The organism is Microbacterium sp. NPDC055502 (assembly GCF_053643635.1).
This window is the reverse complement of record NZ_JBSHKJ010000001.1, coordinates 687880-698429: the sequence shown is the minus strand read 5'-3', so window position 1 is coordinate 698429 and position 10550 is coordinate 687880. Positions and strand designations below refer to the sequence as shown.

Genomic DNA, 10550 nt, shown 5'->3' with positions numbered 1-10550 from the left:
GGCCGGAGGCGACGGCCGCGGGCTCAGCGCTGGCGGTCGTCGTCGTCCCAGGGGCCTTCCCACCAGCCGGCACGACCGTCGTCCGAGCCGCGGCCGCGACGGGAGCGCACGAACTGCACGATGATCACGGTGAGCGACGTGAGCCCGATCAGGATCAGCACGAGGAACAGCAGGTCGTTCTGGGTCATGGGCGTTTCCCCTCCGCGGCGTCCGCCACGATCTTCGCGATGCGGGCGGCCTTCGTCTCCGGTCGCTTGGCCATCGCGATGTGCGTGAGTCCGAACTTCTTCACCGACTTCGGGAACGCGTCCCAGTTCTCACGGGCGGCGGGGTCTGCGTCGAGTGCGGCCGTGAGCTCGGGCGGCTCGATGCCCGCCTCCGGTCCGTCGAGCAGGGTCCACGAGCCGTTGGCGTTCGCGACCTCCAGGGCCCGGACGCCCGCGGGGGCCAGCAGCCCGGCGGCCTCCAGCTCGGCGATGCGCGCCTTGTTCGTCGCCGCCCACCCGCTGCCGGGTCGCCGCGGCGAGAACCACTGGCCGTTCGTCTGGTCGTCGAAGCTGCGCACCGGGCCGTCGATCCACCCGAAGCACAGCGCCTGCCGCACCGCGTCCTCATAGCCGACGCCGACGGCGGAGCGGCCGCGCACGCTCAGCAGCCACACGCCCGCGGTGCGCTCGTGGTGCTCCTCGAGCCAGGCGCGCCAGGCCGCGGCGTCGGCCGCCGCGATCCGCTCGCCGTCGTCGAGGGCGCCCACGTCAGTCCTCGTCCAGCGTGGGGATCGATGCGGTGATGGTCGGCAGCAGGTCGGCGACGGAGTCGACGATCTCGTCGGGCCGGAACGGGTACTGCTCGATGCTGCGCCGATCGCTGATGCCGGTCATCACGAGCACGGTGTGCAGGCCGGCCTCGATGCCGGCGACGATGTCGGTGTCCATGCGGTCGCCGATCATGCCCGTCTTCTTGGAGTGCGCGCCGATCTTGTTCAGCGCCGAGCGGAACATCATCGGGTTGGGCTTGCCGACCACGTAGGGCTCCTTGCCGGTCGCCTTCGTGATGAGCGCGGCGATCGCGCCGGTGGCCGGCAGCACGCCGTCGATGCTCGGGCCCGTCGCGTCGGGGTTGGTGACGATGAACCGCGAGCCGTTGATGATGTGACGGATGGCCTTGGTGATCGCCTCGAACGAGTAGTTGCGGGTCTCGCCGACCACCACGAAGTCGGGGTTCGTCTCGGTCATGATGAAGCCCGCCTCGTGCAGGGCCGTGAGGATGCCGGCCTCGCCGATCACGAAGGCGGAGCCGCCGGGCAGCTGCTGGGCCAGGAAGTCGGCCGTCGCGAGCGCCGAGGTCCAGATGCGCTCCTCCGGCACGACCAGGCCGCTCTGCCGCAGGCGCGCGGAGAGGTCGCGGGCGGTGAAGATCGAGTTGTTCGTCAGCACCAGGTAGGGGATGTCGTTGCGCTCCCACCCGGCGAGCAGTTCGGAGGCCCCGGGGATGGCGTCGTTCTCATGGACGAGCACGCCGTCCATGTCGGTGAGCCAGCATTCGATGTCGTCACGGTGTGCCATGTGCTCAGCCTAGAGGCCGCGTGTTTCCGGCAGGTCTCAGGCGGTGATCCACACGACGCCGGCGCTTCCGTCGGGAAGGGCTCGCTCGACGCCGTCCAGGCGCACGCCGTCGGCGAGGACCTCGACGGTGCTGCCGACCGTGAGCCCCTCGGCCTCCAGGGCCCGCAGCAGGTCGGAGTCGCGGTCGTCGACCCGCAGCACGCGACCGCTGTGCCCCTCTGCGGCGTCGGCGAGCAGCACGAACGGCTCCCGCTCGATGTGCCCGTCGGCGTCGGGGATCGCGTCGCCGTGCGGGTCGAAGAGCGGGCGGCCCAGGCGGGCGTCGATGCCCTCGAGCAGCCGGTCGCTGATGGTGTGCTCCAGCACCTCGGCCTCGTCGTGCACCTCGTCCCACCCGTAGCCGAACTCCTGCACGAGCCAGGTCTCGATGAGGCGGTGGCGCCGCACCATCGCGAGGGCTCTGGTCGTCCCGGCTTCGGTCAGCCGCACGGCACCGTAGGGCACGTGCGACACGAGCCCCGCGGCGGCGAGCTTCTTCACCATCTCGGTGACCGACGACGGGGCGATGCCGAGCTTGGCCGCCAGCACCGACGGGGTGATCGGGGCGTCCTGCCATTCGGTGTGGGCGTAGACGGTCTTGAGGTAGTCGTCAGCTGCGGGGGAGGCCACCCGTCCAGCCTACGCGGTGGCGTCGGAGGCTCTTTCGGCGCGCGCCCACGCGGTGAGGCCGTGGATGAGGGCGCGCACGCCGATCTCGAACGTGCGGCGGGCGGGGTCGGAGCTGAGGCGGGCGCGAGCGCGCTCGGCCTCGGCGAAGGTCGGGTAGGCGGGGGCGAGGTCGCCGGGCGACATGTTGTCCGCCGGGGCGAGGGCGTCGAGGGCGGATCCGATGATGAAGGACTCCAGGGCGACGATCGCGTCGACGATGGTGTCGGTGGGCCAGCCGTCGTCGGCGAGCAGGCGGGCGATCTGCTCGTAGTCGGCGAACGAGCCCTCGTCGGCGTCGATGGGGGAGGTGGCGAGCATGACCATCGCCTGGGGTGCGGCGATCGTGGCGTCGCGGTAGCTGTGCGCCCAGGCGAGGAGCGCGTCCTCCAGTGGCAGGGCCCCGGGCTCGGGGGTGGCGAGGTCGCGGCTGATCCGCCCGCGCATCGCCCGGATCACGGCGTCGCGGCTCTCGAAGTGGTGGTAGAGCGCCGAGGTGCGCACGCCCAGGGACTCCGCGAGCGCCGTCATCGTGAACTGCCGTGGTGTGCGCTCGGCGCTGAGCCGGAACGCCGCCGTGAGGATCCGCTCCTCGGTGAGCACCCTGGTCGACGGGCGGCCCACGCTGCGCGGGGATGTCGTCATCGTGGCTCACTCCTGCTCGGTGTCTGCTACTTTATTGAAACTCTTTCAATTCGCTCGAGGAAGAACGCCATGACGGGTTTCGACGCCGACACTATCGTCACCGGCGCGCGCGTCGTGACCATGGACCCCCGCCGCCCGGAGGCCTCGGCGTTCGCCGTGCGCGACGGCCGCTTCCTCGCGGTGGGCGACGACGCGCTCGTGCGGGAACTGCGCGGCCCGCGCACCGTCGTCCACGACCTCGCGGGAGCCGCGGTCACCCCGGGGCTCATCGACGCCCACCTCCACCCGCTGCAGGGGCTCGAGCTCACCGCCGGGGTCGACCTCGGCGGCATCACCACCGGCACCGCCTTCCTGGCGGCCCTGCGCGCCGAGGCCGACCGCGCGCTGCGCGACGACCGCGACCCCTGGGTGCGCGGCTGGAACCTCGACTACGACGTCTTCCACGAGCTCCCCATGACCGCCGATGCGATCGACGACGCCGTGCGCGGGCTCCCCGCCCTGTTCATCGTGTTCGACGGGCACACCGCCCTCGCCAGCCACGAGGGTCTCCGCCGCGCCGGCATCACCGGGGCCCGCGAGACCGACGACTCCTCGTGCATCGTCGTCGACGGCGACGGGCGGCCGACCGGGGAGCTGCGCGAGCTCGCGGCGTACGAGCCCGTGCGCCTCGCCGCCCCCGCCCTCGACCGCACGCAGACCCTCGCGGCGGGCCACGAGCTGCTGCGCGGACTGCGGGACTCCGGCCTCACGGGCGGCACCATCATGGACGGCGGCTTCGCCACGCTCGACCTGCTCGACGGTCTCGAGCACGGCCCGGGTCTGCCCCTCCGCATCGTGTCCGCGATCGACCACGAGCCCGGGTTCGACGCCGACCGCACGGCGGAGAACCTGCGGATGCGCGACCGCCGCGGCGAGCGGTGGCGCGGCGGGGTCGTGAAGCTGTACGCCGACGGGGTCGTCGAGACGGGCACCGCGTGGCTGTACGAACCCGATACGGCCGGCGGCGGCACGGAGCCCTTCTGGAAGGACGCTGCCGCCTACGCCCGCACCGTGCGGCGCTACGCCGACGCCGGCTTCCAAGTCGCGACCCACGCGATCGGCGACCGCGCGGTCGCCGAGGTCGTCGACGCCTACCTCGCCGCGGGCGCGCGCTGCGCCACCGGAGCCCCGCACCGCATCGAGCACCTGGAGACCACGACCGACCGCGACGTCGCCCGCATCGCCGCCGCCGGCATCACCGCATCGATGCAGCCGCTGCACCTGCAGTGGCGCAAGGCCGACGCCTCCGACGACTGGTCGCGGCGCCTCGGCCCCGCCCGGGCCGCCCGGGCCTGGCGCGTGCGCGACTACTGGGATGCGGGTGCCCCGGTCGCCCTCGGGTCGGACTGGCCGATCGCGCAGAACGACGCCCGGATCGGCCTCGCGTGGGCCATGCTGCGCCGCCGCCCCGGCGACCGCGACGCCCCGGTGTTCGAGCCCCACCAGGTGCTCACCCCCTACCAGGCGCTGCACGGCTACACCGTGGGCGCTGCGCGGGCGCAGGGCGACGGCGACCTCGGTCGCATCGCCCCCGGCTACCGCGCCGACTACGCCGTGTGGGCGGAGAACCCGCTGCACGTCGCACCCGACGACCTCCCCGACCTGCCCGTACAGCGGACGGTCGTCGGCGGCGTCGAGCCCTGACCCCCGGCTCGACCACCCCCTCCCTTTCCTTTCACACCGAGGTGAACCCCATGCCCGAATTCGGCGCCCTCGCGCTCCTGCCCATCGCGGTGATCCTCGTGGTCGCCGTCGCCACCCGCCGCACCCTCTTCGCGCTCCTCTGCGGCACCGTCGCCGGAGCTCTGATCCTCGGCGGCTGGGGCGGCTTCGACGTCTGGGTCGAGTACACCGGCAAGGCCCTGTCGAACGAGACGGCGCAGTGGCTGCTGCTGATCGTCGCCCTGTTCGGCATCCTGATGATGCTGTTCGAGAAGTCGGGCATCGTCACCGACTTCGCCCGCTGGGTCGAGCGGTTCGTGACCTCGCGGCGGAAGTCGACCCTGCTCACGTTCCTGCTCTCGATCGTGCTGTTCGTCGACGACTACCTCAACGTGCTCACCACCGGCACGTCGATGAAGCAGGTGACCGACCGTTACCGGGTTCCGCGCACCCAGCTCGGCACGATCATGAAGATGACCGCCGCCCCGATCGCCGTGCTCGTCCCCGTGTCGACGTGGGCACTGTTCTTCTCGGGCCTGTTCGAGGCGCAGGGGGTCACCGTCGGCGGCAGCGGCTTCGGGGCCTACCTGCAGTCCATCCCGTTCATCTTCTTCGGCTGGGCGGCCATCGCGGTGGCGCTGCTGATGAGCATCGGCTGGCTGCCGAAGCTCGGCCTGATCAAGAAGGACGCGCTGCGTGCCGAGCGCGACGGCGACGTCTTCCCGCTCGGCACGACAGACGCCGAACGCCGGGCCGAGGGCGCGGCGCTGCTCTCCGAGCTCCGCGCAGACGACGCGGACGGTTCGACCGCGCAGCGCGTCGCCGTGGCGCTCGAGACGACCACGGACACCGCGCGCAAGCCGCAGCCGTGGTCGTTCCTGATCGCGATGGCCGTGCTGGTCGGCGTCACGATCGCGACCGACGCCAATGTGGTCGCCGGTACCGCGGCGGCCCTCGCGGTCACGGTCGTGCTGGTGCTCGTGCAGCGTCGGCTCTCGGTGCGCGGCGTGCTGGACGCGGCGCTCGAGGGCATCGAGAGCATGCTCTTCGTGATGGTGCTCACCGTGCTCGCGTTCATGGTGCAGGAGATGAACATCGCCCTGCAGCTCGCCGAGTTCGTGATCCAGGTGACCGAGCCCGTGCTCACCCCCGCCCTGCTGCCGGCGATCGTGTTCGCCGTGTGCGGCGTCTACGCCTACGCGACCGGGTCGTTCTGGGACCTCGCGGCCGTCATCACCCCGGTCGTGCTGCCGCTGGCGCTCGCTCTCGGTGCCGACCCGATCCTGGCCGGTGCCGCGGTGTTCTCGGGCGCCGCGCTCGGCAGCACCACGTGCCTGTACGGCGACGGCATCATCCTGGCCTCGCGTTCGATCGGCATCAAGCCGATCAACCTCATGCTGGCGATCCTGCCCTACGCGGGGATCGCGGCCGGGCTCTCGCTCGTGCTCTATCTGGTGACGGGGTTCGTCGCGGCCTGAGTCACGGATTCGCGACGGCGACCAGCAGGCCGAAGGCCACCTGCCCCGCGAAGAACACCACGAGGAAGCCGAGGAGGGCGGCGGCGAGCGACAGGCGCCCGTCGAAGCCCTCCACCTCGGCGATCCCGACCTTGCGCGCGCGGAAGGCGAGCACGAGCGTGGCGATGCCGAGGGCGAGCTGCAGCCACGGTCCGAGCGGGTCGACGACCTTCGGGAACGCGATCAGCACGGCCCCGATCACCCCGGTCGCGATTCCGATCCAGGTGAGGATGCGGACGGTGCGGCGGGCGTTCTCGGCGGGCATGGTGTTGAGCCTATCCGGGCTCATGCCCCCGTCAGGACCAGCCAGAGCAGCGCGGCGTTGAGGGCGATGAGCAGCACCGAGGCGACGACCCCGGCGATGGTGGTCCACGCGCGGTTGACCCAGACCCCGAGCGTGCGCCGCTGCGCGGTCAGCGCCACCAGCGGGATGAGCGCGAACGGGATGCCGAACGACAGCACGACCTGGCTCAGCACGAGCGCGAGGGTGGGGTCGACGCCGAGGCCGAGGATCGCGAGGGCGGGGATCAGGGTCACCAGCCGCCGTGCGAGCAGCGGGATGCGCACGTGCAGCAGCCCGTGCATGATCTCGGCGCCCGCGTAGGCGCCGACCGAGGTGGACGCCAGGCCGGAGGCGAGCAGCCCCACTGCGAAGAACGTGGCGACGACGGGACCGAGACCGGCGGCCAGGGCGGCGTGCGCGCCCTCCAGGGAGTCGGTGCCCTCGACCCCGGCGAGGTTCGCCGCGGCCAGCAGGAGGATGCCGAGGTTGACCGACCCCGCGATGACCATCGCGATCGACACGTCCCAGCGCGTGGCGGTGAGCAGGCGGCGGATGCGGGAGGCCTCGGTCCGCGTGGCCTCCTCGTGGGGCAGGCCCGCGCTCCCGAAGCGGTCGCGGGCGAGCGAGGAGTGCGCATAGATCGCGTGCGGCATGATCGTGGCGCCGAGGATGGAGGCCGCGAGCAGCACCGACCCGGTGCCCTCGAAGCGGGGCACGAGTCCGCCGATGACACCCGCGGGGTCGGGCGGGGCGAGGAACAGGCCGGCCAGGAAGCCGACCGTGATGACGAGCATCAGTCCGATGATCACGAACTCGAAGGGGCGGGCGCCGCGGCGGCTCTGCACGGCGAGCAGGATCATCGACACGGCCCCGGTGATCAGCCCGCCGAGGAGCAGCGGCACGTCGAACAGCAGGTACAGCGCGACGGCGCCGCCGATCACCTCGGCGAGGTCGGTCGCCATGGCCACCAGTTCGGCCTGGAGCCAGTACGCGCGTCGCGCCCATGGGCGCTTCAGGCGTGCACCGAGCACCTCCGGCAGGCTCTGCCCCGTGACCACGCCGAGCTTGGCGGAGAGGTACTGGATGAGCCAGGCCATGACGTTTCCCGCGATGACCACCCACACCAGGAGGTAGCCGTACTGCGCGCCGGCGGTCATGTTGCTGGCGACGTTGCCCGGGTCGAGATACGCGACACCGGCCACGAGGGCGGGGCCGAGCAGCCACAGGCTGCGCGGGGCGGTGGCGGCGGACGGTGTCACGGGGGCGACGAGATTTTTCGGCACACCGAAACCGTAGCGCAGTTTTCGGCTTGCCTAAATATCCGGATCTGGGCCACCTCGGTGACGACGATCGCTCCGCCGAGACAGGCGGCAGTGGGGCGGCGATAGCCTGGCGGGATGGATGCACGCACGCCCGAGAGCCCGGCGACGGACGACTCCGCGGCCCCGGTCCCGGACGGCGCGGGCGGGTCCCTCGCCCAGCCCGGCTACGGCGTCGGCCCGTGGCCGGGAGGACGGGACGCCTGGCCCGAGGGGGAGCAGTACGACCCGGAGCTGCTCGCCAACGGCGACACCCGCAACGTGATCGACCGCTACCGCTACTGGCGGATGGAGCGGATCGTGGCCGACCTGGACACGCGGCGGCACCCGTTCCACGTCGCGATCGAGAACTGGCAGCACGACATGAACATCGGTTCGATCGTGCGCAGCGCCAACGCGTTCCTGGCCGACACCGTGCACATCATCGGGCGCCGCCGCTGGAACAAGCGTGGTGCCATGGTCACCGACCGCTACCAGCACGTCGTGCATCACGAGGACGTGGCGTCGTTCGCCGCCTGGGCTGCGGCGGAGGGGCTGCCCGTGATCGCGGTCGACAACGTCGAGGGCGCCGTCCCCGTCGACCGGGCAGACCTGCCGCGTGCGTGCGTGCTGCTGTTCGGGCAGGAGGGTCCGGGGCTCTCGGACGAGGCGCTCGCCGCGGCCTCCGCGCACGTGGAGATCACGCAGTACGGCTCGACCCGCTCCATCAACGCCAGCGCCGCGGCCGCCGTGATCATGTACGAGTGGTGTCGCCGCCACGCCGCGGACTGAGGCGCGCGTGTTCGGCCCGCCGCGCCGCGACGGTCAGGCGGCGGCGGAGAGCCAGCGTCCCGACCGCACCCGCCAGCCGAGCGTGCCGAGCCGCGCGAGCAGGTATACGCCGAAGAAGGCCACCGCGAGCCAGATCAGGCCCGCCGCGCCATCCACTCCCGTCGCCGCGATGATCCACAGCACGGGCAGGAACGGCACCAGGTTCAGGCCGCCCGCGATCGCGAGGTAGCGCGCATCGTTCGCGCCCATCAGCACACCGTCGAGCACGAACACGACACCGGCGATCGGCTGGGCGACCGCGAGCACCAGCAGCGCCGGCTGCACGAGTGCCGCGACGTGCGGGTCGCCCGTGAACACGATCCCGAGCACGCCCGACAGTGCGGCGATGACAGCGCCGACCGCCACGCCGAACCACGCGCCCCAGGCGACCGTCCGGCCGAGGACGCGCTGCACCTGCTGCTCGTCTCCGGCGCCCAGCTCCTTGCCGATCAGCGCCTGCGCGGCGATGGCCAGGGCGTCGAGGGCGAAGGCGGCCGCGGAGAAGATGGTGAACACGATCTGCCACCCGGCGAGCTCGTCGGTGCCGACCCCGGTCGCGACCGCCACGGTCGCCAGCAGCGCCACGCGGAGGCTGACCGTGCGCAGGAACAGCCATCCGCCCGAGGTGGCGGTGTTGCGCAGGCCGTCGCGCTGCGCCCGGAGCGAGGCGCTGTGGCGGGAGGCGAGCCGCTGCACCACCAGCACGTACGCGGCGACCATGCCCCACTGCGCGGCGACCGTGCCGGCCGCGGATCCGGCGATGCCCCAGCCGAACCCGTAGATGAAGAGCCAGTTGAGCAGCGCGTTGGCACCGAAGCCGAGGCCGGCGATCCAGAGCGGGGTCATCGTGTCCTGCATGCCGCGCAGCAGCCCGGTCGCCGCGAAGACGATGAGCATCGCCGGCAGCCCCCACATCGAGATCACCAGGTACTCGTCGGCCTGGGCGGCCACGGCCTCGCTCGCGCCGAACAGCGACACGAGCCATGGCGACGACACCGCACCGATCACGGCCAGCACGGCCCCGAGGCCCAGGGCCAGCCACATGCCGTTGATCCCGACCGACACGGCCTCGCCCGGCTGGCCGGCGCCGAAGCGCCGCGCGACCGCCGGGGTGGTCGAGTACGCGAGGAACACCATCAGGCCCACGACGGTCTGCAGCACGGCGCCGGCGATGCCGAGCCCCGCGAGCGGCGTGGTGCCGAGGTGGCCGACGAGCGCGGCGTCGACGATGAGGAACGCCGGCTCGGCGATCAGCGCACCGAGTGCCGGAACCGCCAGTCGCAGGATCTCTCGGTTGAGGGAGGTGCGCGCGGCCATCCTCCGAGCCTATGACCTCGCGCCGACACCCGTGCCGTGCCCCCGGACCGCACGTAGGCTGGAGGAGAGCAGGATGCGGCGGAGGTGCATCATGTCCGATCCCCGAGACGAGGCGGCGCGGTACCTCGCGCGCCGTCGGTCGCAGGGCGACGGGGCCGACGACGAGACGACCGTCTCCTCGACGCCTGGTGCGGCGGCGGCCGTGGATCGGGCGGCATTCATCGAGAGCGCGATCCAGGTGGCGATCCGCCGCGGCGACTTCGACGACCTCCCCGGTGCGGGCAAGCCCATCGAGGGGCTCGGCACCCACCACGACCCTGACTGGTGGATCCGGCGCAAGATCGAGACCGAGAATCTCACCGGGCTCGGGCCGCCCGCGCTGCTGCTGCGCACGGAGGACCGCGAGCTCGACGGACAGCTCGACCTCCTCGGACGAGAGTCCGACGTGCGGGCGGTGCTCGAGGACTTCAACCGCCGCGTGATCGAGGCCAGGCGGCAGCTGCAGGGCGGCCCGCCCGTGGTCACGGCGCCGCGGGACGTGGAGGCCGAGGTCGCCGCGTGGCGCGAGCGCCGCTCCGCCCGCGGGGTCGCATCGTCGGCAGAGGCCGCCCCCGCGCGTCCGCGTCGCCGGCTGTTCGGGCGACGGCCGCGCTGATCCGTGTCGGGGCGTGTCCGCCCTCGACACCGT

Annotated in this window: 12 protein-coding genes; 4 read left to right on the top strand and 8 right to left on the bottom strand. The window is 72.4% G+C overall.

Translation table 11 applies throughout. The features are described 5' to 3' along the window. Nucleotides 1–23: 23 nt before the first annotated feature. The 5 genes from ACWH95_RS03525 to ACWH95_RS03505 are packed head-to-tail and all read right to left on the bottom strand — an operon-like array spanning nucleotide 24 to nucleotide 2915. Complete coding sequence (locus tag ACWH95_RS03525; RefSeq protein ID WP_168387172.1) at nucleotides 24–188, bottom strand: hypothetical protein; 165 nt, start codon at nucleotides 186–188, stop codon at nucleotides 24–26. Next, the gene (locus ACWH95_RS03520; RefSeq protein WP_454120180.1) at nucleotides 185–754 is read right to left on the bottom strand and encodes a YdeI/OmpD-associated family protein; all 570 of its coding nucleotides are present in this window, start codon (nucleotides 752–754) and stop codon (nucleotides 185–187) included. The genes ACWH95_RS03525 and ACWH95_RS03520 overlap by 4 nt, the downstream gene beginning before the upstream one ends. Nucleotide 755: 1 nt before the next feature. Then, on the bottom strand, nucleotides 756–1565 hold the full coding sequence (locus tag ACWH95_RS03515) for an HAD-IIA family hydrolase (protein WP_136036235.1): 810 nt from the start codon (nucleotides 1563–1565) through the stop codon (nucleotides 756–758). A 36-nt stretch (nucleotides 1566–1601) separates the two neighbouring features. Next, nucleotides 1602–2234, bottom strand: coding sequence for a metal-dependent transcriptional regulator (locus ACWH95_RS03510; protein WP_454120179.1), 633 nt, complete (start codon nucleotides 2232–2234; stop codon nucleotides 1602–1604). A gap of 9 nt (nucleotides 2235–2243) precedes the next feature. Next, entirely contained in the window at nucleotides 2244–2915 is a 672-nt protein-coding gene (locus ACWH95_RS03505; protein ID WP_136030791.1) for a TetR/AcrR family transcriptional regulator, read from the bottom strand. Between the two features lie 69 nt (nucleotides 2916–2984). Here ACWH95_RS03505 and ACWH95_RS03500 point away from each other — a divergent pair, with 69 nt between their 5' ends. Both ACWH95_RS03500 and ACWH95_RS03495 read left to right on the top strand, forming a co-directional pair. Continuing rightward, on the top strand, nucleotides 2985–4598 hold the full coding sequence (locus ACWH95_RS03500) for an amidohydrolase (RefSeq protein ID WP_454120178.1): 1614 nt from the start codon (nucleotides 2985–2987) through the stop codon (nucleotides 4596–4598). Between the two features lie 50 nt (nucleotides 4599–4648). Further along, entirely contained in the window at nucleotides 4649–6094 is a 1446-nt protein-coding gene (locus ACWH95_RS03495) for a Na+/H+ antiporter NhaC family protein (RefSeq protein ID WP_454120177.1), read from the top strand. Nucleotide 6095: 1 nt separating this feature from the next. On the opposite strand, the gene ACWH95_RS03490 is transcribed toward ACWH95_RS03495, so the two are convergent. After that, nucleotides 6096–6398 (bottom strand): hypothetical protein, encoded by a 303-nt coding sequence (locus ACWH95_RS03490; protein ID WP_454120176.1) that lies wholly within the window; start codon nucleotides 6396–6398, stop codon nucleotides 6096–6098. Between the two features lie 20 nt (nucleotides 6399–6418). After that, nucleotides 6419–7699 (bottom strand): Nramp family divalent metal transporter, encoded by a 1281-nt coding sequence (locus ACWH95_RS03485; RefSeq protein WP_454120175.1) that lies wholly within the window; start codon nucleotides 7697–7699, stop codon nucleotides 6419–6421. Nucleotides 7700–7813: 114 nt separating this feature from the next. Between ACWH95_RS03485 and ACWH95_RS03480 the strand changes: the two genes are divergently transcribed. Then, entirely contained in the window at nucleotides 7814–8506 is a 693-nt protein-coding gene (locus ACWH95_RS03480) for an RNA methyltransferase (protein ID WP_136030783.1), read from the top strand. A gap of 33 nt (nucleotides 8507–8539) precedes the next feature. Here the strand turns inward: ACWH95_RS03480 and ACWH95_RS03475 are convergent, their stop codons facing one another. Continuing rightward, nucleotides 8540–9862, bottom strand: coding sequence for an MATE family efflux transporter (locus ACWH95_RS03475; RefSeq protein ID WP_454120174.1), 1323 nt, complete (start codon nucleotides 9860–9862; stop codon nucleotides 8540–8542). A gap of 91 nt (nucleotides 9863–9953) precedes the next feature. Between ACWH95_RS03475 and ACWH95_RS03470 the strand changes: the two genes are divergently transcribed. Next, entirely contained in the window at nucleotides 9954–10517 is a 564-nt protein-coding gene (locus tag ACWH95_RS03470) for a DnaJ family domain-containing protein (protein WP_452312926.1), read from the top strand. Nucleotides 10518–10550: the final 33 nt, after the last annotated feature.